The organism is Chitinophaga sp. SVR4-12A, assembly GCF_056754765.1.
Window position 1 is genome coordinate 340,032 of record NZ_JBPGWP010000002.1, and the last position, 24,645, is coordinate 364,676.

The following is a 24,645-nucleotide window of genomic DNA, read 5'->3' on the forward strand; positions in this document are numbered from 1 at the left end:
GAGGACGCCTATTGGCGCCCTCTTTCTGATCATGGTTAAATGGCGGAAGGAAATACTACTTGAATAAACCCGCAAAGCTGCCTTCACTGATAATGCCCTGGCTCATCTCTTCCATCTTTTTATAAAGCACGCTGTGCACGAAATTGCCCATGCTGATCCTTTTCACGCCCAGGGATTGCAGTGTTTTAAAATCCGGCAAACCAGGCATGCACATCACGCTCACAGGCAGCTCCGTAGCTGCTACCGCTGCTTTGATATCATCCACAGCTGTGATACAGGGCAGGAAGATGCTGTGCACGCCGCTGTGCTCATAGGCTTTGATCCGCTGAACGGCTTCCTTACCTGCATCGGGAAGCCCCAGCAAAAATGCATCGCTGCGCAGGTTGATAAAGATATCGATCCCCAGCTGGCGCAAACGTTCAGTAATGGCTTTCATTTTTTGCACAAAGCTGTCAGCAGCTAGCATATGGCGGCCTTGCTCATCTACAATGGAATCTTCAATATTGATCCCGGCTACGCCCAGTTCATGAAGGCGCTGAATATTGTCTACGATCGCTGCTGCTGTATCACCGTACCCCGCTTCCAGGTCAACTGATAAAGGAATAGCAACAGCCGCTTTGATCCTTTTGATCAGGAAAAGGTATTCTTCAAACGGCATCTCTTCCCCGTCGTTATAGCCAAGAGTGGCCGCTGCAGCGGCGCTGGAAGTGCCGATCGCTTTAATGCCCAGTTTTTCCAGTATGATGGCGCTCTGTACATCCCATACATTTCCCAGGAGCAAGGGCTCCTGCTGCTGATGTAATGCTTTGAACTGTTCAAAATTAGAAGACATGATGCTGTGTTTTTTATGCAAAGAAAGGGCAGGGGCGCTTACCGAAATTGTATAAATCGGAACAATTATTATACATTTATGGCCGTTTAAACGTCATCAACAAACCTGCATATCCCTTATTGAACCATCCTATGCAAAAACTTAACATTGCCCTGCTTTTCAGCGTATTAGCATTTATTTCCTGCAGTAAGAAGAATGATCCCGGTCCCGGAGATAACAACGGTAAGGACACTATCATCGTTGGTAAAAAAGGAGCCGATTTCAGCACCAACACCACCAATGGCACCTGGTATGGCAACATCACCAAACTGAAAAGCCACTGGTTTTACACCTGGGGCACTACCTTGCCCTTTGAAAAAGCGCCTTCCAACTGCGAATTTGCCACCATGTTCTGGGGTAAAGGCAACGTAACGGCCGACAATATTGCTTATGTGAAACAGCGTAAGCAGGAAGGCAAGGTAAAATACATCCTGGGCTTTAATGAGCCCGACCTGCCCGATCAGTCCAACATGTCCGTAGATGATGCCCTGGCCTTATGGCCGCAGCTGGAAAGTATCGGCCTTCCTTTAGGCAGTCCCGCCGTGGCCTGGCCTACCCAGCAATGGTTCACTGATTTTATGACCAAGGCCGCTGCGCAGGGCCGCCGGGTAGACTTTATCTGTGTACATATGTATGTTGGACTGGATGATGTGCATTTTGTTGGTGTCTTACAGGATTTATACAACAAATATCACCTGCCTATCTGGATCACCGAGTTTGCCACCGTTGACAACGACGCCACGACCGTTGACCAGAACGATTACACACCCGCCCAGGTATTAGGCTTTATGCAAAGGCTGTTGCCCAAGCTGGAAGCGCTCCCCTTTGTAGAACGCTATTCCTGGTTTTCAGGTAACCCCACCAGCAGCAGGTTATGGCCATCTGCATTGATCGATGCCAACGGCAACCTCACTACGCTTGGACAGTGGTATGCTGATTTTGAACCCAATGATAAAGTAGGGAAGTAAAATCTTAAATTCCAAATTCCAAATTCCAAATGATTGCCGCGACTATCTCCGCGTTTTGGAATTTGGGATTTGGAATTTGGAACTTGAATTTTATTTCTTGATCAGGAAAGGCTGAATGATAGCCAGGAGCTTCGGGGTCTCCATCATCAGGCTCACATGCGTGGTGCCTGGCAGAATAGCCAGCTGTGATTTCGGAAGCCCGGCAAAGTCGCCAATGACACCGCCGCCTAACAGTTTGTACAGATCCGCTTTGAAATGCAGGTCCACTCCGTCGTTATCACCCATGATCACCAGGGCTGGGGCTTTAATAGCTTTGACATTATCTTCGCCCAGGTTATAATCCTGCCTGCCATACTCCATGTATTTGGCCAGGAACTGCTTCCAGTGGCCGGGATCAGGCGCTACGGCTTCGTAGGCTGCTTTCAGCGGCGTATTTTCAAAGAGCTCGGGTTTAAAGGTTTTGAAGGCTGCCTGTAGTTCCGGCTGCCATCCGGCAGACTTATAAACAGTAGAGATCAGCACGAGCCTTCTCAACATCTCCGGATGCTGAATGGCAAATGAAAACGCCACCGTGCCACCCAGGCTGTAGCCCAGTACATCTGCGCTGTCTATTTTCAGGTATTTTAACAGGCCGGCTACATCATCGGCCAATGCTTTAAAGGTAACAGGCCGGTCAATATCCGCGGTTCTGCCATGTCCCTGCATTTCCAGTGCGATCACTTTGTGCGATTTCGCCAGTTCCGGGATTATTTCTCTCCAGTTAAGGTCGATAGTCATATAGGCGCCATGCAGCAGCACAATAGGCTGTCCGTCTCCATGGATTTCATAGTAGAGTTTAAGGCCGTTTACAGGCGCATACCCGGAGGATTTTAGCGTGGGCATCTGGGAGGTCAGCTGCGCCTGTGTGCTCATTGCTGAAAGAATGGTGAAGTACAGGGCCAGGATCAGGAACCTGGCAGGGTTTTTTGTTCTCATTTTTGTGATGTCTTTTGTTAATGCAAACATAGAACTCTCCCTAAGAAGACATGGTGTGCAAAAAAGACAAAGAAGAGGTGTTTTGGGACTTTGTGGGCAAAGGGACGCTATTTCATCCGCAGCAGTTTCGCATTGATCGCCACCACGATGGTGCTCACGCTCATCAGGATAGCGCCCATCGCGGGGCTTAACATAAAGGATGGGTATAGTATTCCCGCAGCCAGGGGGATGGCTATTCCTCCGGCAGCACATTGGCCAGGTAAGCATCCATATTCAGCTTCCTTGCTACTGCTTCCGCTACTTTTTCATTATCTCCTGTCAGCAGGAAAGATTTGATGTTCATCTCTTTCAGCTGCTGGTGATGTGTGTGGGAATGTTCCATAGTCTGCTTATAATTCCATGTAAAACCAGGACGATCTTATAACAGCTGTTTTAGAAGTTCATAGGCAGGTGAGGGGACTAAGAGTGACTCATAGGTATGTCCATCTCCATATCCATCTGCTTCGATGTATCCCGCTGCATTTGCATATGATGCTCATGTTGTGCGTGTGCTGTTTGCCAGGAAAGGCAGACAATGATCATGGTAAGAAACTTTTTCATGTGACCGGCCTTTAGGTGAGTGTGTATTACCCATGCGTAAATACTATACCAGTTTTTGTATTCGAAGCAGGCTGATCTGGCATAAAGTACTGGTTAAAGTAATGGCGGATGTCCTTCTTTAAAGATAACTTGTTAATTACAAAAATGCTACCCCCATGAAAAGCTATACCCCTCTGATGCTATGCCTCGTCCTGCTGGCAGGATGTATCAAGCACCCCGAACAGCCCCCCGTACCCAGGCCGCAATGGTTGATCAATAAAGTAGTACAGATCTCGGAATCTTACGGTGCAAATCCATTGCCCGGCGATCCTCCCGCCCATTTCAGCAAGATGCTCTGGGAAATTGAGTACAACCAGTATTATAAGCCGTTTATCCGCCGTGTTTATGAGAGTGGCGGCGATGATACTCTCCACCTGCAGTTATGGACAGTAGATACCCTGTCGTACGACGGGAAGCTGCGTGTGAAGCAAATGCGAACCTTCTCCCTTTTAGACGGTACTGTCACAACAAGATCTTTTACTTATAACGGCAATGACACCCTTCCTTCACGGCAAGATGTCTCACCCTCGGGCTTTGTCATGGAGTATGCCTATCGCGGAGATACCGTGGTGGTAGCTTCCTTAGATGTTAAGGGAGGGAAAGACACTACCCGCTATGTCTATACCAACGGAAACCTGAACCATTCCCTTTCGCGGGAGTTTCCTACCACTCCCTATGTGCTGTATGACGAATACGATAACGGCCCGCTTATTGAACGGAGCATGAACCTGTCACAGGGTGATCTGTTCAATCTTCCCTTCACCGTTGGTGCCACCCCCCGTTTGTCACGGAACAACTGGACCCATTCCGTATTTTTTTATGTGAACAGGTACATCGGGTATAACGGGAATGGACTGCCCTCCGCTTCTACTGTACAGGAATACTTTCCCGAAAGGCGTAACAGGTGCCGTTATGAATATTTCGAAACAACGCCGTGAGCTGTCCGTTTCCGGACATTCCTTGTTCCGAAACCGCACAATACTCCAAATATAATTACATATAAACCAGTCAATTAATAAGCTGGCACTGATATAGTATATAGCTTGTCATGAGTACAGCTTTTATACGTAGCAGCTTTATGGTAATGCTGTTGCTTTCCCTGTCCGTTGGCGCGTTGTCTGCACAGGATAACGATCAGCAGTTATCTGCTACCATCTTACACCGGGACAGCCTTTTCTGGCAGGCTTACAACACCTGCGATACCAGCGCCTTTGCCAGGTATTTCGCGGATGATATTGAGTTCTATCACGACAAAGGAGGCATTACCCTCGGACTGCCTGACCTGTTAGCCGGCTTTAACAAGAATCTCTGCACCCGTAATCTTCGTTTGCGCAGAGAGGCAGTGAAAGGCAGTGTTAAAGTATTTCCCCTTAGAAAGGATAATGTAATCTACGGCGCCATCCTCAGTGGTGAGCACATCTTTTATATCACTGAACAGGGAAAGAAGGAGTATGCCGAAGGACTGGCTAAATTCACGCACCTATGGCTGTTGAAGAATGGCGAATGGAAGATGGAGCGTGTGCTCAGCTATGATCATGGTCCGGCGCCTTATATCAACCAGCGGAAAGAAGTCGCCTTAACGCCGGATGTCTTAAACACTTACACCGGCAAATATAAAGGCCCGCAAAGCGGCGAGGTCAATGTGTCTGTAGACAACGGCCTGCTTACATTGCATTCCCATGGCCAACCGTTTCCCCTATACGCAGAAAAAGAAGGCCTTTTCTTTTCCAAAGAGCGTGATCTCACCTTTGAATTCGTAAAGAGCGGCAATGCCGTCACTAAAATGGTTGTACGTGAACGGGGCGATATTGCCGAAGAGCTGCCTGCAGTACGTTAGTAATAACGTTGATCACGGTGAGTTTCCAGGCGCTAAGGGTCGCCTTAACGAACCCGGTTAAGAGCTTGCGGACTGAATAAGCTCCCTTACCCTTGCCAGGTGATGATCATCATGCTCTGCTACAAAATAGGCCAGATCAACGATCCGCATAGGTGTCTTTAATCTTGGATGCAATGCGGATTTTTCCAGCTGCTCATCCGTCAGTGGCGACAGCTTGTCTACAAAGGCCTGCCGCTGTTCCCTGAACCGTTGCAGCAGCGTAACTGTTTTAGCGGAGTTATGATCGGCGTTATGCGTAGCCTGGTTAGTCAGATCTGCTACGCGCAGTTCAGCTGCGCCATTCAGCAGGTCATCTATCCTGCCGGACCACAAAGGTTCCATGTCTCCAAGATGTCCTATCTCTTCTTTAATGCTCCATTTGCCATCCGGCTTCAATGGCAGCAGATCGGGGTCCAGGCGGCCGATGATCTCTTCTACCCGTGCCGGGCTGCCGCTCAGGCGTTCTATGATGGTAGGCAAAAGGCCATTGTCTTCAATTACCGGGAATGTTCTTTTGAACCATTCAGTTCTTTTCATGGTGCATGAGTAATAGTACTGTCAAATGTATGAGAAATCAGTCATTTTCGAACTTCAATGATCGTCTTCTTATATCGATCCATTGAATAAGCCGCCAGTGCCATAGCGTTGGCGGCCTTTTTTCTTATAGCAGCGAAATTCATAGTTTTATACACGTAACAGTTTTAAACCTGTCGATCATGGACAATAAGGAGTTTAAAATCGTATTTAGCGAAATCGCTAAAGCCAATGGTTTTCACAGCGCATTTAACGGATGGTTTAAGGAAAGTATTGAAACCATTATCGTGCTCGACTTACAGAAATCAAATTTTGGCAACTACTACGATCTGAATATTAAGGTCTACGTACAAGGGGTATTTGGTAAAAGCTACGTTCGAAGTAAAGACCTGGTAAAGAAAGACATCGGAGATATTTTCAGGAGGCAGCCCCGGAAATATAATGATGTGTTTAGCCTTGAAGTACCAATGGATGATGACATACGCAGAAAAAAGCTGGAAGAGTTATTTAATGAATTTATAAATCCATTTGCGGATAAAGCCTCGAGCCGTCAGGGACTGCCGGAATTGGAGGCCAGGGGGGATATCCGTTTGCTGCCAGCTGTAAAAGAGCAGTTAGGATTTGATGCATAATGGGTATTTGGTGGCAATGGATACCCGTCATCAGGATAAATTAATTGAATTTTATAACTTTGCCCCATGCATCCGACAGAAACCATCCAGCAGTTCTATGACCGCATCGGTAAATCAGATGCCGGGCGTCTCTCTCTGAACAACGCCGGCTCCGGGCACTTCAACGTATACCCCCGGGAAGCCTGCAAGAGCACTTTTTACGGCCGAAGGGACTTTTACAAGGTATCCCTGGTCCTTGGAACCGGCAAGCTCCATTATGCAGACCAATGGCTGGAGCTGGATAAACCCTTCCTGCTCTTCTCCAATCCCCGGATCCCGTACTCCTTTGAGACGGTCTCCTCCGATCAGAAGGGCTGGTATTGCCTCTTTACCGAAGCTTTCCTGCATCCCTCTGAGCGGACAGAAACCCTGCAGGACTCGCCCCTGTTCAGCAACACCGGCGTGCCGGCCTTCTTTGTAGACGAAAAACGGCAAGAATACATCACCTATATTTTCCGGGAAATGATGACGGAAATGGAGTCCAGCTACGCCTACAAATTCGATCTGCTGCGCAATTACCTCCACCTGCTCATCCACCAGGCCATGAAGATGCAGCCGGCGGGCAGGGGAGAGCATACCATTAACGCCTCCGCCCGCATCACCCACCAGTTCCTCGACCTGCTGGAAAGACAGTTTCCCATCGATACCACCGAAACCGAGCTGCGGCTGAAAACAGCCAACGACTTTGCCGAAAAACTCTCCGTGCACGTGAACCACCTCAACCGTGCCCTCAAGGAAGTGACCGGTAAAACCACCACCGAGCACATCTCTGCCAGGATCATCCAGGAAGCCATGGCCCTGCTGCGGCATTCCGACTGGAATATCGCACAAATCGCGTACGGACTGGGTTTTGAGTACCCCGCCTACTTCAATATCTTTTTCAAGAAGCATACAGGGGTCACCCCTATGGAAGCCCGGAATACTACCCTTGTTTGAATTTTATAATCTTCTGTTTGGATAGTATAAACGAAGAAGGAGGTTGCCACGCTAACTTTGCAGTCATTAATTAAATGGATTATGACCACTATGACTGAAAGTTATATTAGAAGAAAGGAGAGGTTTCGTCCTATTGCTACATTGCTCTCTCTTGCACTACTGCCCTTATCCGGCTTCGCAACGGATATCTATGTGCCTTCGCTGCCCGCCATGGCAGCGGATCTGCATATCAGCAGCCTACAGATACAATTCACTATCACCCTGTTCCTGGTCAGCTACGGTATCAGCCAGCTTTTTATAGGCAGCATACTGGATAGTTTCGGCCGTTACAGGATAGGCATCGCTGCCCTGCTCATCTTTGCGCTGGCCAGCCTCGCCATTGCCACCACTCATTCCATCACCGTGATGTACCTGATGCGTGTAGTGCAGGGTATTACCGTAGGAGCTGTGATGGCTGGTAAACGTGTTTATTTCGTGGATGTCTTTTCCGGCGATAAGCTCAAGCATTATCTCAGTCTCTTTTCCATTATCTGGTCAACCGGTCCCATCGTAGCGCCTTTTGTTGGCGGCTGGCTGCAGACCCTATTCGGCTGGCAGGCCAACTTCTACGCACTGGCCGGGGTGGCCCTGGTATTCGCCCTGCTGGAGATCATCTTCAATGAAGAAACGCTGCAGCAGCGGGCTTCCTTCCAGCTTAAACATGTGGTGAACGTTTACGGCAACATGCTGACCACCCGCTCTTTTGTGCTGGGTATCAGCCTGCTGGGCCTGGCCTATTCAATGGTAATGGTGTACAACATGACCGGCGCCTTTATCGTGGAGCATCATCTGGGCTTTAGCGTTGTTACCGCAGGCTATTGTGCCCTGATCTTAGGTTTTGCCTGGATGATAGGCGGCTTTATCAGCAAAGCGATGATCAAAAGATCTTTCTTTGCGAAGCTGGCCATCAATACCGGCCTGCAGCTGGTAATTGCCCTGCTGATGCTGGCTTCCGGCCGTGCCACCGATAACCTGTATATCCTGGTGATATTTGCCTTCCTCATTCATATAGGCGCTGGCTTTACCTTCAATAATTACATGACCTTCTGTATGATGCAGTTCCCCAGGAACGCAGGCGTGGCCAGCGGTCTTACCGGGGGCTTCACATTCGCTATCGTGTCTGCACTGAGTTATCTCATGGTGAAAGTGCTGCCCGCAAAGGATGGAATGAACCTCGGTTTAAGTTATCTTGTATTGATCATCCTGTCTATCATTACGGTGTATTTTGCTTTCAGAGAAGAAGCGGTGAGAAGAAGGGAAATTGCCTTATCTTAATAAAGCAGGGCGATGTTTATAAAACATCGCCCTGTTCGTTTTTATACCCCTAATCTTAATTCCTCACTTACGCCTGCATCTTCCAGGAAACCGGTGTCATGCGAAATAACCACCAGTGTGCCCCTGTACTCCGAAAAGATCTTCCCCAGCATGTTAATATTGGCCAGGTCCAGGTTATTCGTAGGCTCGTCGAGGTAGATAATATCCGGCGTTTTATGCTGCAATACCATGCAGCACAGCGCCAGCCTTAATGTTTCCCCGCCGCTGAGCACAGCACAGGGCTTATCCCAGCTGTCAGGACCAAACAGGAAATTAGCCAGCAAGGTATGCACCGCTGCAGGTTCCAGCTTCGTTTCATTGAACGACAGGGCCTGTTCCAGTACGGTTTTTCCGCGGTCTATCAATGTATAGTCCTGGTCAAGCAGGAGGGAAGTGCAGCGGGCGGATTGTATACTTCCTTCCCCCGGTTCCAGTTCCTGCCTGAGCAATTTTAACAGCGTCGTTTTACCGCTGCCGTTAGCGCCTGCGATAGATAGTCGCTGGCCGCTGCGGATGGTGAATGTCAAAGGCTGTGGCCACAACCACTTATCGTCGTTTCCATGGCTGTAGTTAAGCTCCGTAGCCTGTATCAGCACTTTACCGGCGGGCAGTTCGGGCAGGCCGAAATACCCCTTCATAATGCGCTGCATTTGTACCATGGCGGCGGCCTCCTGCAGGTCGGAGCGGAGCTCGTTCACCTTATCGCTGTGCACATGCCTGAGTTTGGCGGTACTGTACTCTGCGTTCTTCCTTCGTTCGTTCAGCCAGCCTTTTGGTGCGCCTGAAGTACGGGCATTCCTGCGAGCCTGCGCATCGGCATGCTGCTTGCGTTCCAGCGCCTGCTGTTGTTTCTGCCTCGCTTCTTTAAGCTCCTTTTCATGATGCGCCAGCCGGTGTTCCGCTGCAGCGGTAGCGCTGGCTTTTTGTTCAGCGTAAAGATCATAATTGCCGCCGTAGGCTTTGATGCCCTCGGCGGTCAGCTCCCAGATAGGGTCGCATAAACGCAGCAGCTGGCGGTCGTGACTGATGAGCAGTACGGTACTGCTGCTGTTTTCCATCCAGCTATAGATCTGCGCTCTTGCAGCCACGTCCAGGTGATTCGTAGGCTCATCCAGCAGTACAATATCGGGCTGAAAGATATCGATACCGCAAAGGAACAGCCGTGTTTTCATGCCGCCGCTTAAGGCTTGCAGGGGCTGTTGTAAGGTGATGCCAGACAGTCCCCATTTGGCAAAAGCTTCCTCGCAACGGGCGATAATATCCCAGTTGTGTTCCAGCAGGTCATAATAATGCTGGCTGAGATCTCCCTGCTCAATCGCTTCCAGGGCCTCTATCAGCGGCGCTACGCCTAGAGCTGCCGCTACGCTGAGATGATTAAAATGGCCGTAATGCTGCGGAATATAATACAGGCTGCCTGTTACGGTTAAATGGCCGCCGGTAGCTTTTTCCTGTCCGGCGATGATCTTCAGCAGCGTAGTTTTTCCTGCGCCGTTGTTACCCACAATAGCGGCTTTGTCGCCCCGCTGCAGGGTGAAATTTACATTACTGAAAAGTGGTTCCCGGTTGGGTATCTGGTATTTGATCTGATCTGCGTTGATAAGCATATAATGATGTCTGACGATAGTGAAGAATAGCCTTCCTGTAGCCGGAAGGGATACATGCAATGGTCCTTTGGCAGAATGTAAGTTTCATGTCAGTAATTTTAAGTGAATAAATATGCAGACGGCTGCGATCAGTAAAATGAGTGATGAAATTGGTGGATAGGACCATCGCCGTAGTGACGGATGACCTGGTCAGCGAATGCTGTTGTGTATGTAGGTTAGAGTTTCATGATGCGCAAAGATAGGAATTATTTGTGATCTGCATCACAAAAAACTGGTGATCTATATCAAAGGAAGATCCCTGCCTATACAGGAACTTCGCTCCTTTAAATATTCACCCATGCGGTATTTATTCCTCCTTTCACCATTCATATTTTTTATCGCCTGCTCCGGCGCGCACTCCACACCTTCTGCTGAACAGCACCGGCGCATTATCCAACGCTATTACGAAGAGGTCTGGAACCGGGGCAGGCTCGAAGTGCTGGACGAGCTGCTGGACCCACAATACATCAATCACACCCCCAGCGTTCCAAATCCTCCTCCTGGCCCAGGCGGGTTAAAACCAATCGTTGCCGCCATCCGGAAAGGCTTTCCTGACCTGCACTACGAAATAAAAGAGATCATTGTGAACGATAGTATGGCCGTCGCAAGAGTGATCATGACCGGCACACAACAGGATAGTTTGTTTGATCTGCCACCTACGGGAAAGAAGATAACGGTTAACCAGATCAATATGGAGAAGATCCGAAACGGTAAAGTGGTAGAGCACTGGCGGGTAACAGATGAACTGACGATGATGAAGCAGTTGGGGTTTGTGCGGTAAGTTCTACTCACTAAGTATTTTCAAAATGCCCCCGGAAGTATCCGGGGGCCCGTTGATTTGTCATTAAACCGGTCCTATCTATGGTACCTATATCCTCCGTGATGATGATGGTGATGATATCCACCCCTGTAATACCCCGGTCCACCGCGTTCTACCATGCAGCTCGCTAACATCGATACCAATACGGCTACGATCACCAGATACTTGAAATTTTTCATGCTCGCTAGGTTTTGAAAGTTGTGATGAAATAATGGAAGTTAAGCGCCTGCAGGTTGTTTAGCTTCTGGTTCTGCTATAGTAAATGATAAAACTGTGCCAGACTGATGTTGTAACTGTTATTTATTGTTAACGCCTATGCACATAGGCAAAAACCCCAAAAAAGTTGATCTGGATCAACAAATTTGAACCCTTGATGCTGCATTGAAATCTTTCCCGTATTTTCAATTAAAAAGAAAGATCATGGCCTTACAAACTGGGTTATTCAAGTTCACCGGCCAATTGGATAACGTCATCGGCTACCGTAGAAATGGCAAATATTTCCTCCGTAGCGCGCCGGACAAAGTAAGACAGACAGCCGCCACTAAACGCGCTGCCCGCAGCTTCGGCATTGCCAGCCGTAAAGGAAAGCTATTGCGCCGTGCACTGCGCCCGTATCTCAATATGCGCCCTGACGCTACCCTTATCAACCGCCTGAATAAGCTGTTTATCCAGGCAGGAAGCGTGAATATTCCCAACCTGCAGGGCTTCCACTTTAACAGGCATACAGGCCTGGAAAAGCTGTTCACGCTGCCGCCGGTGTTCACCGCTAACGGTACCTTACACATCCCTGCACAGGAGCTGCTCCCACAAGGAAAAGCTACACATATAGAGCTGCGCCTCATCGCCACCCGTATCGACTTCGCAGCACATCGTGTGCTGAGCACCGATGTCTCCACCGCCATCATCCAGCTCGAACCCGACGAGCTTTTTAATGGCATGGCATTGAACGTTCCCGTTGATGGGGAAGGCGCCCTCGTGGTAGCACTGCAATACCGCAGCTACACCATCTGTAATGGCAACACTTCCTTCTCCTACGACCGCCGTTACACAGCCGCGGATATCATCCATGTCAATATACCCGCAGCAAAAACGCTTACAAAGAAGGCATTACATAAACGCCTTCCTAAAGGCTCCGCTACAACTTCCCCTGTTATTGCGAAGCTTCTCGCGGCAAACCCGGGAAGCGGGGAGCCCCGTATAGAGTCGGGACAAAGCAATCGCCCTGGGGTCAATCAACGGGAATAGACCTAAGTCCTTCTAAAAACCATTTTACCGCCCTTTCCCTGCCCCGAGCCCCCGCTCTGGAGAACCTATGTCCAATACTCCCAAAATCTCCCATTTTAGCCTTAAAAAGGCCCTCCATCCCCACCAGTTTCTTTTAAACCTCCAAGCCCTTACACCCTTCAACGCTAAAATGCCCTTCAATGAGCTTCCAATTTCCCAATTTCCCATCTCCCAACACCCATTTCTACCCTTCCTGCTCACTTCGCCCTGAACTCCCGATCAAGTCCACCTCAGCTCCACAAAGCATTGAGTTTCACTTCTCTTTTACAAGCCCCTTACTATACGCCTACCTCGGGAAAGTGCTGAGTCCCTTTCTCATTATAGCTTAGTCCGTCCTTAGTCATTGCTTAGTGAGCGCTTAGTCGCTGCCTGGTCGTCGCTTAGTCAGTCCTTACTGCTCCTTTCACCGCATCCTTCCCACCCTTATTTGAATTTCGCAAATAACCGATTGATATTTTCAAACAACCAGACCCCATCCCGCCCGAACTTTGTGCTATCAAAAACATCAGCAAATGGAAAACAGGAATAAAATAGCACTGGTAACCGGCGGCAGCCGCGGCTTAGGTCGCGATATGGCTCTCCGCCTCGCAGAAAAAGGCATCAACGTGATCCTTACCTATCAATCCCGTAAAGAAGACGCACAGGAAGTAGTGGCCCGGATTCAGCAATCCGGACAAAAAGCAGCTGCCCTGCAGCTCAGCGTAGGGGATGTTAAAAGCTTTGACAGCTTCCTGGAACAGCTTAAGCAGGTACTGCAGCAAACCTTCCAGGCAGACCGTTTTGATTTCCTCATCAACAACGCCGGAATGGGTGGCCACGCCCTGATCGCCGAAACCAGCGAAGCCTTGTTCGACGAATTGATGAACGTGCATTTCAAAGGGGTATATTTCCTGACGCAAAAATCCCTGCCCCTGCTGAACGACGGCGGCGGTATTATCAATATCTCCTCCGGACTGGCACGTGTGGCCTTCCCCGGTGCTGCCGCCTATGGCTCCCTCAAAGGCGCAGTAGAGGTATTTACCCGCTACCTGGCCGCAGAACTGGGCGCCAGGAAAATAAAAGCGAATGTGGTAGCCCCCGGCGCCATCGCAACAGACTTTAACGGCGGCCGTGTAAGAGACAACGAGGAGCTGAACAAACAGGTGGCCGCCTTCACCGCCCTGGGCCGTGTAGGCGTAGCCGAAGATATCGGTGGGGTAGTAGCCTTCCTCTGTACAGAAGACGCCCGCTGGATCAACGCCCAGCGAATAGAAGTATCCGGCGGGATGAGGCTTTGAGTTGATAGTCGTCAGTCGTCAGTCGTCAGTCGTCAGTTGTAAGTTGTCAGTTGTCAGTTGTCAGTCGTAGGTTGTTAGTTGTAAGTCTGTTAACAATGCAGATTTTATTCCGCTCCAATCCCTTACGACTAATGACTAACGACTGACGACTGACAACTGACAACTGACAACTTTTTCTCCACCCCCTTACGACTTACGACTTTTTCCTTACATTTGAATCTCGCAAATGATCAGGCCTACCTCCATAGACGATTTCTATAAGAAGCTCTCGGACAAGATGCCGGAAGGCATCACCCGAGAGATCGGTCACTTCAACGTGTTCGAAACGGAGAAACTGTTTGATAAAGCCACCGGCAACCGGATCATGCCTTATAACCGGAGAGCTTTCTACAAAGTAAGCCTGATAAGGGGAAGGAACAGGGCAGAATATGCAGATAAGGTGATCGAGATCCGGGAGAACGCCCTCCTGTTCGCCACGCCCAAGATACCTTACCACTACGTTCCCTACGATGGTAACCAGCAAGGGATGTTCTGCATTTTCACGGCCGACTTCCTCTCTAAAAACAAATCCGGTATCCTGGTGGATGAATTGCCCATCTTCCGGCCCGGAGAAGTGCCCATATTTGAAGTTGCCGCTGAGCAGGTAACTGAGCTGGAATACATCTTCCGGAAAATGTTCAGGGAGCTGGCCAGCGATTATATCTATAAGTACGACCTGCTCCGTAACCTGGTGATGGAGCTGATCCACTACGGACAAAAGCTCCAGCCTATGACCGCGCTCAGGACCACCCAGAACGCTGCCGACAGGATCTCTTCCCTCTTCATGGAATTGCTGGAACGGCAGTTCCCGATAGAATCCACGCAGCAAAGGCTCACCCTTCGCAGCGCCAAGGATTATGCAGACCGCCTCGCGGTGCACGTGAACCATCTCAACAAAGTGCTGAAAGAAGGCACTGGCCAGACCACTACAGAGATCATCAGCAAACGCATTATACAGGAAGCGAAGATCCTGCTGAAGCAGACAGACTGGAATATATCAGAAATATCCTGGGCATTAGGATATGATGATCTCGCGCATTTCTCAAATTTCTTTAAAAAACATACATCCCTGACCCCACTGGGGTTCCGCTCGTAAATCAAGATGTGAAACCTATGAAATCCAATATCCTGAAGAATGTAAAACTGCTGACCGCTTTTGAAAAAGCAGTGATTGCGCTAAGCCTGGTTATATTTCTATTGTCCCTCACACAGCCCGCTTTTTATATTGCCAGAAAAGATTACGATGCATGGGCAAACACACCTTTCTTATTATTCTTTGGCTGGATGGGATTTCTGGGTGGCGGATGGGAAAGCCTGTTCTGGCTTGCCAACCCTGCCTACTTCCTTGCTATCTATCTCCATGTAAAAGGAAATAAGCGTGCTCTTTTTTTCGCAGCGGCCGCTTTTATAATAGCTGCATGCTTTTCTCTGCTGCCAGATATTTTATCCAGTGAAAGCGGCGCAAGAACAAAGATAACTTCCTTTGAACCGGGATACCAGCTTTGGGTAGTAAGCATGGTGTTACTTGCTGTGGGAATAGCGGTCACTTATCTCCCTGCCATAAAGGAAAAGCGTCGTTTATGATCCAGTTCACTACTCTTCAGCTGCCCACCGCTTTCTTCTGGCCAGCTCCGCTTCAGAAGGGGTTGTTTCACCACCCACTGTTCCTGTTACCAGTTCTCCTGCAGGCTCATATTCTGCCATGATCACCCCTGTACCGGATACCTTCGTGGTCAGTAATTTCCAGTTTCCCGGTCCGGAGCCGCCGTCAAACAGGCGTTTACCTTCTCCTACAGTTACCGGATATGTCCATAAGTTCAGCTTGTCGATCAGGTTATTAGCCAGCAGCGTTTGTATCAGCCTGCCGCTGCCCCAAACCATCAGGTCCGGCCCATCCTGTTGTTTAAGCTCACGGATCCCTGCTACCACATCACCGCTGATCAGCGAAGAATTTGCCCAATCCAGCTGCGGTTGATGTTCCGAAACCACAAACTTCTGTACGCTGGTAAATTTCTCTGCAATAGGATGACCTTCCTGGTAAGGCCAGTAAGCAGCGAAGATCTCATAGGTGCGCCTGCCCAGCAGCAGATCAAAGGGGGCTGACATGATCCCGCCTATCACTTCATAGGTTTTGTCATCTCCGTAATTGGCGCTCCAGCCTCCCCATTGAAAACCTTGCGTAGGATCTTCTGTGGGCCCGCCTGGTGCTTGTAATACTCCGTCCAGTGTCATAAAGGTTGTAACGATGATCTTTCTCATGATGTTTTTCGTTTTATGTGATACAAAGATACCGGTATGGTATACGTCACATGCTGGCAGAATGTGACTTTGAAGGGGGCATTTTGACAACACCATATGGGTAGGATACATATCGTATTGTGATATATATCGAATAAATATAATTTTACATCGAGCAGAAAGTCGTCAGTCGTCAGTCATTAGTCGTCAGTCATTAGTCGTCAGTCGTCAGTTGCACCACTCATTATCCGCCTCAATCACTGACAACTGACCACTGACAACTTACGACTAATGACTAACGACTAACGACTAACGACTAACGACTAACCACTAACCACTAAGAAACCATATCCGCCTGTAGTACGTTCATCATCCTCAATAATAATCATTTGAAAAACTAAATCACGTCATCTCATGCAGAAAATTAAACTACTATTGGTATTGGCCCTTGTCGTGCTATGGGGCAATAATACCTTCGCGCAATTACCCTGTTACAATATCGTAGGCTATTATCCTTCCTGGGTAGCAGGCAACAGCAGCTATTACATCAATAGCCCTTCAAAGATCGACTACAGCAAGTATACCCATATTTGCTATGCTTTCAACATTCCCGGTAATGATGGTAACATGGGCGGTGTTCCCAACGGTTCAGCGCTCACTGATCTGGTAAACAGGGGCCACGCCGCTAATGTGAAAATACTGCTGTCAATCGGGGGCTGGCTCGATTCTTCTCCCTCCGGTACTCCCTTCGAGGCCATCTCCACCAATCCCACAGCCATCAACAATTTTGTAAATGCCTGTGCCAATTTCGTTACACAGTATAACCTGGATGGTATCGACCTGGACTGGGAATATCCTACGCAAAAAAGCAGGTGGAACGCTATTGCTGTCCCTTTAGGCAATCGTTTGCACAGCATGGGTAAACTGTTCACGGCTGCCGTATCTGAAAGCGCCAACAACAATGGTAACAACTATGACAACGTTACCATGTTAGACCTGGTGAATATCATGTGCTATGGCGATGATAACCTGGCCAGCAGCGCAATGGCATACTGGACTTCCCGTGGTGTTCCGCAGGAAAAAAGAATGCTGGGTGTTCCCTTCTACAGCGCTGATAACAACACCGCTGAGCATATCCGCAAAGCTAACATGGCTAAAACTACCGGTGGTGGTATCATGATATGGGACATCGCTTCTGAATACGGCGATATCAACGCTATCTACAACACCCTCGGGTCTATTTGTAAAGGCGGCACACCGGTTCCGCAGAACCTGGCTTCCGGCAAACCGGTTACCGCTTCTTCTGTGGAGGCAAACGCGCCGGTGAGCGTTGTAGCTTCCAACATCACAGACGGTAACTACAGCACCCGCTGGTCTTCTGCCTTCACTGATCCGCAGTGGGTATCTGTTGACCTGGGCGCCAACTACGACATCAACCGCGTAAAGATCACCTGGGAAGCTGCTTATGCAACCGCTTACCAGCTGCAGGTATCTAAGGATGGCGCTAAGTGGGATACGGTGAAAATAGTTTCCGCTAACGCTACTACCGTAAACGACCATACTAATCTTACCGCTAACGGCCGTTACGTAAGGATCCTCGGTACCGCAAGAGCTACCCAGTACGGCTACTCTATCTTCGAGGTAGAAGTATACGGTAACGCCCCTGTTGCACAAACACCTTATGGTGGCACAAGATGGGCGATCCCCGGCAAGATAGAAGCCGAGAATTATGACAACGGCGGCGAAGGCGTTGCCTTCCACGATCTCACGGCTACCAACAGGGGCGGCCAGTTCCGCACCACCGAAGCGGTTGACCTGGAAAGCTGCACCGAAGGCGGTTACGACATGGGTTATGTACAGGCAGGAGAGTGGGTGGAATACAGTGTAAACGTAGCTCAGGCTGGCAGCTATACCCTGCAGGCCCGCGTAGCTACCACTGGTACTGGTGCTTTCCACGTGGAGCTGGACGGTCAGAATATCTCCGGTCCGATTGCAGTGCCTAACACCGGCGGCTGGCAAACATGGACCACCGTGAGTGTAAACACACCTGCCCTCACTACCGGTAACAAAATACTGCGCATCGTAATAGATGCCGCTGAGTTTAACCTGAACTGGCTCAGCTTCGGACAATCCGCCGGTAATAAAGCCATCGGCGGTATCGCCAGCGCTTCTTCCGTAGAAGAAGCCGGTTTTGAAGCAGCCAAAGCATTCGACGGAAACAGCACTACTACCCGCTGGTTATCTGCTTATACCAACAATGAGTGGATCAGCATAGACCTGGGCACTGCACAGAATGTATCCAGGGTAGTACTGAAATGGGAAGTTGCCTACGGCACCGCCTACCGCATCGAAACATCCCTGGATAACCAGAACTGGAGCGTCGTACAAACCGTTACTGCCGGAGACGGTGGTACTGATGACCTGAGCTTCCCGGCTGTGAGCGCCCGCTATGTAAGAATGCAGGGTGTAACAAGGGCTACGGAGTACGGTTATTCCATCTGGGAATTTGAAGTGTATACTTCGGGCGCTGCCGCTAATGCAAGACAAAGCATCGCTGGTTTTGTTAGTCCTGCCACGCACGACACGCAGTTCAGCATCGGTGTTGCTCCCAACCCCGCCAGCAATATCCTGAACGTACAGTTCAAGGGACTGGCAGCTCCGTCTGTGTTAAGGGTGTTCAATATCTCCGGTCAGGAAGTATACCAGGCCAGGGTAAGCCGCAACGCCAACCAGGCGCAGATCGATGTTTCCGGCTGGCCTAAGGGAATGTATATCATTTCCGTAGGTAATGCCCGGAAGAAAGTGGTGGTTGAATAAAGATGAATAAGGATGATGAACAAGGCCGCCTCAGCAAAGATGCTGAGGTGGCCTTTTTAAGTTTGATCTGTTATCTGTATATTTCAGTATAAGATGCAAATAACAGATGAAACAATACGAACAAATCCTTTTAAAATACGATTGCCCGCGGAGGGATGACAATCCCGGCGTTGTAATAGCCCGCATTGAGGAATTGGCGGGTTTTCCGCTTCCGGAGGATTATAAAGAATACCTTCACAAATTTTCAGGGTTTGAAGGCGATATAGGTCCCGAGTACCTGTATTTATCAGATGCAGAAGAGGTAATTAGATTAAATAATGATTGCAGTATTCCTGCTAACCTGCCAAAAACGATTGGAATAGGAGGGAATGGAAGCAGCGAATTTATTGCGATCGAATTTACAGAGAACGGCTCGTACAGAGTAGTGCTTTCTCCGCTCATCGATCTTGACAAGCAATGTCATATTGAAATTGGAAGTTCATTTACTGATTTTTTAGTCAGGTTGGACAAGGGTAAAGAATGGTTTAACAGTGATAACGATAAATGAAATCCTATATCTTACAGTGTAGTACCGTCCATTGTTTGCTTTCTTATATTTTATAGCCCAATTATGCACCCTATACTATGAGACCATTATTCCGATCATGAGGTCAATCTTCGTATTAATAGCGATAGCAATGATATTTTCCTGTGGCCCACGATACAACGCATATACCTGCGTTCGATGGGGTAACCAAAAGAGACAAAAAGGAGATCTATAATTTTATCATGTCCAACACCCGTGAAGTGGTTGATCCCAGGATTCACAAATAATTAAAACTAAAAAGCCGCCCCCGGGGGAGGCAGTCCATCACTGCCTCCGGCCGGGCGACGGCCGCATCAAAATTCCACTTCGGTTCTATACGCACTTCCTTTATTGTCCCAATGGACATTACCCCCCGTGCGAACCGAATGTGGAATTATCTAATTGGTTTGAGGTTTGACGTTCGTTAAAAGTTAAAGGTTCCGGATAAGTATGCTTTAAAGGCATAGATGTTCTAAACTTCAAACTTCCAACGAACCTCAAACGTCAAACTTCAAACCTCAAACTTTTAATATCCCGGATTCTTCTTCAGATTCGGGTTCACCGCCAACTGTTGGTTCGGTATCGGGAACAGCAAATTCTTCGGATCATCCGCAGGCTTTTCGTGCCAGGGTTGCAGGAACTTCCCAAAGCGGATCAGGTCCTGCCTCCTGGAAGATTCCCAGTAAAATTCACGTCCTCTTTCATCCAGCAGCTGATCCAGGCTCACCGCAGCCATCAGGGAGGCGCCGCGTGCGGCACGCACCTGGTTCACCAGCAACAGTGCACCGCCTGCATTGCCCATACGCAGCTGGGCTTCAGCTTTCATCAGCAGCACATCAGGATAACGGTAGTAAACAAAATCGTTGTCTACTTTGCCATTACCATCATTTACATAATCCGGACAGTATTTCACTACCCTGATACCGGTCACTTCCAGGTTGGCGCCGGTTTCAATGCTACTCACCTCAGGTGTGAATACCAGCGGAGCGCCGGTCCTGTCTTGCAGCGGTGCATCATTGGTAAGATTATACTGCTGACCGATCAGGAAGCCCACGTTGATACGCTTGCCGGGGTTGGGAGGTCCGCCGGTACCGGTGGGATAGGCAGCGCCCCTTCTCAGGTCAGCAGCTTCAAACTTGTTGAAGAAGTCGGATAAAGTGGTCCATCCGTTCCAGCCCGGAGGATTCTGGTTGTAATGCATCACGGTATGCCAGATAGCATTCAGGCCGCCTGCATCTACACCGCCCTGGTTCTCTGCGGTAAAGATGTTTTCTTTAGACAGTGATCCGTTGCGGGGAGAGAAGTTGTCAAAGTAATTGTCGCTGAAAGTATACCTGCCGCTGGTGATGATCTCATCGGCCAGTGTCACTACCTTCGCAAGATCAGCATTGTCAAACGTAGGTGCAGCCCTGTTGGCGATCACGCCCTTGTTCAGGTAGCATTTCATCAGCAGCACTCTGGCGGCATCTTTATTTGCCTTGGTGATATTATTATGGGAGGCAGCTACATCAGGCAGTGCGCCCATCACTTCATTCACTTCCTTTATAATATAATCCAGCGCTTCCATACCGGAGCGAACCCTGGAAGGTTCTGTTACCTTTTCTCCCGGATCGCGGTAAGGCACCTGGTCAAAGAGATCCAGCACACTGAACATAGCAAAAGCTCTCAGGAAACGGGCTTCAGCAGCCTGCTGTGCAGAAGGGCTGAACTGCAGCATGTTGGTCGCAGTATAGATTACACCACCAAGGTTGTTGAATGCATCGCGTATATGGATGTTATCTCCATCCCACTGATGAGAATGGATCACGCGCCATACGCCGTTATCGTCCCAGTCGCCGCCTCTGGTAGGAGCGATCAGCTCGTCGGTGCTCATTTCAGAAAGGGCAAACACCTGGTCATTGCTTTGATAAGGTGACCGCATGGAGTTATAGGCGCCTTTCAGCAGTGCTTCGGCAGAACCGCCGCTGCTGCCTATCTGGTCGTCCCTCAGCTCACCCTGGAGTTCTTCATCCAGTTTGGTACAGCTGGTCCATACCAGGATACCAGAGATGATAAAAAATATCTTTAAGTAATTCATATAAGCAAGTTTTTTTGATTAGAGAGAAAAGTTAAGACCCAGGGTAAACGTGCGGGCAGACGGATAAGGCTGGTATTCGATACCTGCAGACGGAACACCGCCGCTGGTAGACATACCTGTCTTTGAATCCGCGCCGGGCGCGCCGCTGCTCTTATCTACGTTCACCTCAGGATCAAACCCTTTGAACTTGGTGATCACAAACAGGTTCTGGCCCGTGAAGTATACGTTCAGTCCTTTTACCACACCGCCCACATCACCGATGGCATAAGACAGTGTAGCATTGGCCAGCTTCACATAGTTACCACTCTCCAGGAAACGGGAAGAGGAAGTAACACGGTTGGATAATGATTCCAGGATCGGCGCGTTATAGAACTCTTCCGCAATATTCCGCGCTGCTCTCAGGTTGCTTACATTCACTACGTTATTAAAGGTGTTGTTATAGATCTTGTGACCAAATGCACCGTTCATGTTGGCGGTCAGCGTAAACTTCTTATACGCTACTGATGTGGTGATACCCAGCAGGGTCTTCGGGTTGGGTGTTCCCTGGTAGCTCAGGCTGTCGCCGTTGGGATAGATGGATTGTCCATCTTTATCCATACCGCCGTAGGTCCTGGTGTAGAACCCGTTAATCGGCATATCGTTATAGATGATCTCTACCAGCGTGCCGGATACGCCCTGGCCATTCAGCTGGCCGGTGTAGATGGGCGCTGCCATTCCTGTTACGTTGTTTGACAGGAAAGTAACATTGGCGCCCAGGTCCCACTGGAAGTTCTTTTGCTGTACAACCGTAGCATTAATGGCTGCTTCCACCCCTTTGTTGATGATCTTACCGTCCAGGTTCTTCCAGGTTACCACTGCCTGGGCAGCAGCCGGTTGAATAGCGGCGGTAGGATACAGCAGATCGGAAGTGGTTTTATGGAAATAGTCCACAGAACCGGAGATCCTGTTATTCAGCACGGTAAAGTCCAGGCCGATGTTATACTGTGCGTCAGACTGCCATTTCAGGTCGTCATTGTCATTGCTCACCTTTCTCAGCTCACCGTTAGGCAGGAAAGAGTTCCTTGACTGGGAAGCACCGGAAGGGAATTCCTGGTTACCGGTACGGCCCCAGCCACCTCTCAGCTTCAGGTTGTTGACAAAGCCTTTTGTGAAAAAGTCTTCATTGCTGATATTCCAGGCAGCTGCAAAGGAGGGGAAAGAACCGTAACGGTTGTTCTTACCGAATTTAGTAGAACCATCCACCCTGAGGGTACCGGTGATCATGTACCTGTCCTTGTAGTTCAGCGTTACCCTGCCAAAATAAGACTGCAGTTCAGAAATAGGATCTGCAAAGGAAGTAATATTACGGCCGGCTGCATTGGAGAACTGGATATAGTTGGTCAGATCCAGCCCGTAGTTTCCGAAGCCGCCCGGCTGTGCAGGACCGAGGCCGTTCATATAGGCGCCTTTGTTGTTGAATTTCATATACTCATAACCTACCAGGGCATTCAGGTGCAGGTCCTGGTTGATCTCCTTGTTATAGGTCAGCGTATGCGTGATCTGCTGCGTGGTCAGCTCGCTTTGCCCTATATTGGCCCAACCAAGACCAGAGGGCGGATTGGCATTGATACCAAAGGTGTTGAAGTTGATATTACCATCCACCGCTGTTCTGCGGTTACCCATGCTATAGTTGATACTGTATTGCATACGATACTCCAGGTCGTCGGTGATCTTGAAGTAAGGAGATACGCTACCCAGTATAGTGGTCACTTTTGATCTGTCGTGGTACACCTGCTGCATAGCAACCGGGTTTACGGCGCTGCTGCCCTGTTTAATATTCGGCGTGCCGTCGGCGTTGTACAAGGCCTCGGTGGGATTCCATTGCAGCGCCTGACCAATCAGGCTGTTACCAAAGCCCGCATCATTGGTGATGGGAGGGATGTTCTCCAGGTACTGGTTGGCAATCACGTTGAAATCAACACCCAGCCTTTTGCTGCGAAGGAATTTGAAGCTTGAGTTCAGGCCTACGGAGTATTTCTTAAAGTCTGACTTCTTGACAATACCCTGCTGATCCAGCATACCTACTGAAAAGCGGTATTTGGCATTTTCACTGCCACCGCTTACACCGGCATTATAGTTCTGGGTAACAGCAGTACGCAGTATTTCATCCAGCGCGTTCACATTACTGCCTTTGTCATTGGTGCGCGGAGCATCCCATTTTTCAAGTGCCTGGCGGTACTCATCACCGTCCAGTACATTTATTCTCCGCATGATCTTGCTGATACCAACGGAAGCGCCTATGTCCAGTTTAGGCTCACCAGACTGGCCTCTCTTGGTGGTAATAAGCACCACGCCATAAGCAGCCCTTGAACCGTAAATGGCAGTAGCAGACGCATCTTTCAATACATCTACAGAAGCAATGTCAAAAGGATTGATAAAGTTCAGCGCGTTGCCGCCGGGTATATTGCCCAGTTCCGGGACATTCAGGCCTGGCCTTGCAGAACGGCCGTCCAGCGGTACCCCGTCCACCACGTACAGCGGCTGTCCGGTGCCTGTCAATGCGGCATTACCCCTGATCCTAACGGTAGTGGCGGCGCCGGGTTGCCCGCTGTTGGACACGATCTGAACACCGGCTACTTTACCCTGGATCAGCTGGTCAGGCGCAGTAAAGGTACCTTTGTTAAAGTCCTTCGCCTGGATGGAAGCAACGGCGCCGGTGAGGTCCTTTTTACGAACTGTACCATAACCTACCACCACCACATCTGTCAGTTGGGTACTGCTGGTTAGAAGTGAAATATTTACGGTGGTTTTACCGCCGATGCTTACTTCCTGGTTGGCATAACCTACATAAGAAACCACCAGCGTGCCATTGGGGGGAGCATTCAGCCTGAAGCTGCCGTCCGGACCGGTAGCCGTACCGGTGCTGGTGCCTTTTACCTGGATAGTGGCGCCGGGAATGGGGTCGCCTTTTTCGTCTGTTACCTTCCCGGTAACCTGTTGCGTCTGTGCGGTCGCTATGCCTGCCATCAGCAGTAATAACGAACATAACAAACGCACCCTGCGAAATAGAACTCTGTTCATAA

23 protein-coding genes are annotated in these 24,645 nt (G+C 49.4%); 13 read left to right on the forward strand and 10 right to left on the reverse strand.

Annotated features, from left to right (window positions below):
• Positions 1-55: 55 nt before the first annotated feature.
• Positions 56-832, reverse strand: coding sequence for an isocitrate lyase/PEP mutase family protein (locus ACR9Y8_RS27725; protein ID WP_481216549.1), 777 nt, complete (start codon positions 830-832; stop codon positions 56-58).
• Positions 833-963: 131 nt separating this feature from the next.
• On the opposite strand from ACR9Y8_RS27725, the gene ACR9Y8_RS27730 reads away from it, so the two are divergent.
• Positions 964-1,839: a glycosyl hydrolase gene (locus tag ACR9Y8_RS27730; RefSeq protein WP_481216550.1), complete on the forward strand. Its 876-nt coding sequence runs from the start codon at positions 964-966 to the stop codon at positions 1,837-1,839.
• A 90-nt stretch (positions 1,840-1,929) separates the two neighbouring features.
• Here ACR9Y8_RS27730 and ACR9Y8_RS27735 read toward each other — a convergent pair whose 3' ends face one another.
• The 3 genes from ACR9Y8_RS27735 to ACR9Y8_RS27745 all read right to left on the reverse strand — a co-directional run bounded on the left by ACR9Y8_RS27735 (position 1,930) and on the right by ACR9Y8_RS27745 (position 3,414).
• The gene (locus tag ACR9Y8_RS27735) at positions 1,930-2,814 is read right to left on the reverse strand and encodes an alpha/beta fold hydrolase (RefSeq protein WP_481216551.1); all 885 of its coding nucleotides are present in this window, start codon (positions 2,812-2,814) and stop codon (positions 1,930-1,932) included.
• Between the two features lie 232 nt (positions 2,815-3,046).
• A complete protein-coding gene (locus ACR9Y8_RS27740; protein WP_481216552.1) occupies positions 3,047-3,196 on the reverse strand; it encodes a hypothetical protein in 150 nt (49 codons plus the stop codon).
• A gap of 77 nt (positions 3,197-3,273) precedes the next feature.
• Complete coding sequence (locus ACR9Y8_RS27745) at positions 3,274-3,414, reverse strand: hypothetical protein (RefSeq protein ID WP_481216553.1); 141 nt, start codon at positions 3,412-3,414, stop codon at positions 3,274-3,276.
• A 155-nt stretch (positions 3,415-3,569) separates the two neighbouring features.
• Here ACR9Y8_RS27745 and ACR9Y8_RS27750 point away from each other — a divergent pair, with 155 nt between their 5' ends.
• Both ACR9Y8_RS27750 and ACR9Y8_RS27755 read left to right on the forward strand, forming a co-directional pair.
• Positions 3,570-4,391: a hypothetical protein gene (locus tag ACR9Y8_RS27750; protein ID WP_481216554.1), complete on the forward strand. Its 822-nt coding sequence runs from the start codon at positions 3,570-3,572 to the stop codon at positions 4,389-4,391.
• Positions 4,392-4,501: 110 nt separating this feature from the next.
• A complete protein-coding gene (locus ACR9Y8_RS27755; protein ID WP_481216555.1) occupies positions 4,502-5,290 on the forward strand; it encodes a nuclear transport factor 2 family protein in 789 nt (262 codons plus the stop codon).
• Positions 5,291-5,347: 57 nt separating this feature from the next.
• On the opposite strand, the gene ACR9Y8_RS27760 is transcribed toward ACR9Y8_RS27755, so the two are convergent.
• On the reverse strand, positions 5,348-5,866 hold the full coding sequence (locus ACR9Y8_RS27760; protein WP_481216556.1) for a DinB family protein: 519 nt from the start codon (positions 5,864-5,866) through the stop codon (positions 5,348-5,350).
• A 179-nt stretch (positions 5,867-6,045) separates the two neighbouring features.
• Here ACR9Y8_RS27760 and ACR9Y8_RS27765 point away from each other — a divergent pair, with 179 nt between their 5' ends.
• The 3 genes from ACR9Y8_RS27765 to ACR9Y8_RS27775 all read left to right on the forward strand — a co-directional run bounded on the left by ACR9Y8_RS27765 (position 6,046) and on the right by ACR9Y8_RS27775 (position 8,784).
• Complete coding sequence (locus tag ACR9Y8_RS27765; protein ID WP_481216557.1) at positions 6,046-6,495, forward strand: DUF4304 domain-containing protein; 450 nt, start codon at positions 6,046-6,048, stop codon at positions 6,493-6,495.
• A 66-nt stretch (positions 6,496-6,561) separates the two neighbouring features.
• Positions 6,562-7,470: a helix-turn-helix domain-containing protein gene (locus ACR9Y8_RS27770; RefSeq protein ID WP_481216558.1), complete on the forward strand. Its 909-nt coding sequence runs from the start codon at positions 6,562-6,564 to the stop codon at positions 7,468-7,470.
• A gap of 81 nt (positions 7,471-7,551) precedes the next feature.
• Positions 7,552-8,784: an MFS transporter gene (locus ACR9Y8_RS27775; protein ID WP_481216559.1), complete on the forward strand. Its 1,233-nt coding sequence runs from the start codon at positions 7,552-7,554 to the stop codon at positions 8,782-8,784.
• A 41-nt stretch (positions 8,785-8,825) separates the two neighbouring features.
• On the opposite strand, the gene ACR9Y8_RS27780 is transcribed toward ACR9Y8_RS27775, so the two are convergent.
• Positions 8,826-10,427: an ABC-F family ATP-binding cassette domain-containing protein gene (locus ACR9Y8_RS27780; RefSeq protein WP_481216560.1), complete on the reverse strand. Its 1,602-nt coding sequence runs from the start codon at positions 10,425-10,427 to the stop codon at positions 8,826-8,828.
• Positions 10,428-10,764: 337 nt separating this feature from the next.
• Between ACR9Y8_RS27780 and ACR9Y8_RS27785 the strand changes: the two genes are divergently transcribed.
• A complete protein-coding gene (locus ACR9Y8_RS27785) occupies positions 10,765-11,247 on the forward strand; it encodes an ester cyclase (protein WP_481216561.1) in 483 nt (160 codons plus the stop codon).
• A gap of 74 nt (positions 11,248-11,321) precedes the next feature.
• On the opposite strand, the gene ACR9Y8_RS27790 is transcribed toward ACR9Y8_RS27785, so the two are convergent.
• Complete coding sequence (locus ACR9Y8_RS27790) at positions 11,322-11,465, reverse strand: hypothetical protein (protein WP_481216562.1); 144 nt, start codon at positions 11,463-11,465, stop codon at positions 11,322-11,324.
• Positions 11,466-11,706: 241 nt separating this feature from the next.
• On the opposite strand from ACR9Y8_RS27790, the gene ACR9Y8_RS27795 reads away from it, so the two are divergent.
• The 4 genes from ACR9Y8_RS27795 to ACR9Y8_RS27810 all read left to right on the forward strand — a co-directional run bounded on the left by ACR9Y8_RS27795 (position 11,707) and on the right by ACR9Y8_RS27810 (position 15,470).
• The gene (locus ACR9Y8_RS27795; RefSeq protein WP_481216563.1) at positions 11,707-12,531 is read left to right on the forward strand and encodes a hypothetical protein; all 825 of its coding nucleotides are present in this window, start codon (positions 11,707-11,709) and stop codon (positions 12,529-12,531) included.
• A gap of 551 nt (positions 12,532-13,082) precedes the next feature.
• Positions 13,083-13,847 (forward strand): SDR family NAD(P)-dependent oxidoreductase, encoded by a 765-nt coding sequence (locus ACR9Y8_RS27800; protein WP_481216564.1) that lies wholly within the window; start codon positions 13,083-13,085, stop codon positions 13,845-13,847.
• A 226-nt stretch (positions 13,848-14,073) separates the two neighbouring features.
• Positions 14,074-14,982, forward strand: coding sequence for a helix-turn-helix domain-containing protein (locus ACR9Y8_RS27805; protein WP_481216565.1), 909 nt, complete (start codon positions 14,074-14,076; stop codon positions 14,980-14,982).
• Between the two features lie 17 nt (positions 14,983-14,999).
• Entirely contained in the window at positions 15,000-15,470 is a 471-nt protein-coding gene (locus ACR9Y8_RS27810) for a hypothetical protein (RefSeq protein ID WP_481216566.1), read from the forward strand.
• Positions 15,471-15,479: 9 nt separating this feature from the next.
• Here the strand turns inward: ACR9Y8_RS27810 and ACR9Y8_RS27815 are convergent, their stop codons facing one another.
• Positions 15,480-16,145: a dihydrofolate reductase family protein gene (locus tag ACR9Y8_RS27815; RefSeq protein ID WP_481216567.1), complete on the reverse strand. Its 666-nt coding sequence runs from the start codon at positions 16,143-16,145 to the stop codon at positions 15,480-15,482.
• A gap of 393 nt (positions 16,146-16,538) precedes the next feature.
• Here ACR9Y8_RS27815 and ACR9Y8_RS27820 point away from each other — a divergent pair, with 393 nt between their 5' ends.
• The gene (locus ACR9Y8_RS27820) at positions 16,539-18,941 is read left to right on the forward strand and encodes a discoidin domain-containing protein (RefSeq protein ID WP_481216568.1); all 2,403 of its coding nucleotides are present in this window, start codon (positions 16,539-16,541) and stop codon (positions 18,939-18,941) included.
• Between the two features lie 106 nt (positions 18,942-19,047).
• Positions 19,048-19,488 (forward strand): SMI1/KNR4 family protein, encoded by a 441-nt coding sequence (locus ACR9Y8_RS27825; protein WP_481216569.1) that lies wholly within the window; start codon positions 19,048-19,050, stop codon positions 19,486-19,488.
• A gap of 544 nt (positions 19,489-20,032) precedes the next feature.
• Here the strand turns inward: ACR9Y8_RS27825 and ACR9Y8_RS27830 are convergent.
• Positions 20,033-21,583 (reverse strand): RagB/SusD family nutrient uptake outer membrane protein, encoded by a 1,551-nt coding sequence (locus ACR9Y8_RS27830; protein ID WP_481216570.1) that lies wholly within the window; start codon positions 21,581-21,583, stop codon positions 20,033-20,035.
• An 18-nt stretch (positions 21,584-21,601) separates the two neighbouring features.
• On the reverse strand, positions 21,602-24,643 hold the full coding sequence (locus ACR9Y8_RS27835) for a SusC/RagA family TonB-linked outer membrane protein (RefSeq protein WP_481216571.1): 3,042 nt from the start codon (positions 24,641-24,643) through the stop codon (positions 21,602-21,604).
• Positions 24,644-24,645: the final 2 nt, after the last annotated feature.

What these genes read in the sequence shown, in the direction of transcription:
- ACR9Y8_RS27725 (WP_481216549.1), bottom strand. Translation starts at nt 832, where the DNA reads ATGTCTTCTAATTTTGAACAGTTCAAAGCATTACATCAGCAGCAGGAG.
- ACR9Y8_RS27730 (WP_481216550.1), top strand. Translation starts at nt 964, where the DNA reads ATGCAAAAACTTAACATTGCCCTGCTTTTCAGCGTATTAGCATTTATT.
- ACR9Y8_RS27735 (WP_481216551.1), bottom strand. Translation starts at nt 2,814, where the DNA reads ATGAGAACAAAAAACCCTGCCAGGTTCCTGATCCTGGCCCTGTACTTC.
- ACR9Y8_RS27740 (WP_481216552.1), bottom strand. Translation starts at nt 3,196, where the DNA reads ATGGAACATTCCCACACACATCACCAGCAGCTGAAAGAGATGAACATC.
- ACR9Y8_RS27745 (WP_481216553.1), bottom strand. Translation starts at nt 3,414, where the DNA reads ATGAAAAAGTTTCTTACCATGATCATTGTCTGCCTTTCCTGGCAAACA.
- ACR9Y8_RS27750 (WP_481216554.1), top strand. Translation starts at nt 3,570, where the DNA reads ATGAAAAGCTATACCCCTCTGATGCTATGCCTCGTCCTGCTGGCAGGA.
- ACR9Y8_RS27755 (WP_481216555.1), top strand. Translation starts at nt 4,502, where the DNA reads ATGAGTACAGCTTTTATACGTAGCAGCTTTATGGTAATGCTGTTGCTT.
- ACR9Y8_RS27760 (WP_481216556.1), bottom strand. Translation starts at nt 5,866, where the DNA reads ATGAAAAGAACTGAATGGTTCAAAAGAACATTCCCGGTAATTGAAGAC.
- ACR9Y8_RS27765 (WP_481216557.1), top strand. Translation starts at nt 6,046, where the DNA reads ATGGACAATAAGGAGTTTAAAATCGTATTTAGCGAAATCGCTAAAGCC.
- ACR9Y8_RS27770 (WP_481216558.1), top strand. Translation starts at nt 6,562, where the DNA reads ATGCATCCGACAGAAACCATCCAGCAGTTCTATGACCGCATCGGTAAA.
- ACR9Y8_RS27775 (WP_481216559.1), top strand. Translation starts at nt 7,552, where the DNA reads ATGACCACTATGACTGAAAGTTATATTAGAAGAAAGGAGAGGTTTCGT.
- ACR9Y8_RS27780 (WP_481216560.1), bottom strand. Translation starts at nt 10,427, where the DNA reads ATGCTTATCAACGCAGATCAGATCAAATACCAGATACCCAACCGGGAA.
- ACR9Y8_RS27785 (WP_481216561.1), top strand. Translation starts at nt 10,765, where the DNA reads ATGCGGTATTTATTCCTCCTTTCACCATTCATATTTTTTATCGCCTGC.
- ACR9Y8_RS27790 (WP_481216562.1), bottom strand. Translation starts at nt 11,465, where the DNA reads ATGAAAAATTTCAAGTATCTGGTGATCGTAGCCGTATTGGTATCGATG.
- ACR9Y8_RS27795 (WP_481216563.1), top strand. Translation starts at nt 11,707, where the DNA reads ATGGCCTTACAAACTGGGTTATTCAAGTTCACCGGCCAATTGGATAAC.
- ACR9Y8_RS27800 (WP_481216564.1), top strand. Translation starts at nt 13,083, where the DNA reads ATGGAAAACAGGAATAAAATAGCACTGGTAACCGGCGGCAGCCGCGGC.
- ACR9Y8_RS27805 (WP_481216565.1), top strand. Translation starts at nt 14,074, where the DNA reads ATGATCAGGCCTACCTCCATAGACGATTTCTATAAGAAGCTCTCGGAC.
- ACR9Y8_RS27810 (WP_481216566.1), top strand. Translation starts at nt 15,000, where the DNA reads ATGAAATCCAATATCCTGAAGAATGTAAAACTGCTGACCGCTTTTGAA.
- ACR9Y8_RS27815 (WP_481216567.1), bottom strand. Translation starts at nt 16,145, where the DNA reads ATGAGAAAGATCATCGTTACAACCTTTATGACACTGGACGGAGTATTA.
- ACR9Y8_RS27820 (WP_481216568.1), top strand. Translation starts at nt 16,539, where the DNA reads ATGCAGAAAATTAAACTACTATTGGTATTGGCCCTTGTCGTGCTATGG.
- ACR9Y8_RS27825 (WP_481216569.1), top strand. Translation starts at nt 19,048, where the DNA reads ATGAAACAATACGAACAAATCCTTTTAAAATACGATTGCCCGCGGAGG.
- ACR9Y8_RS27830 (WP_481216570.1), bottom strand. Translation starts at nt 21,583, where the DNA reads ATGAATTACTTAAAGATATTTTTTATCATCTCTGGTATCCTGGTATGG.
- ACR9Y8_RS27835 (WP_481216571.1), bottom strand. Translation starts at nt 24,643, where the DNA reads ATGAACAGAGTTCTATTTCGCAGGGTGCGTTTGTTATGTTCGTTATTA.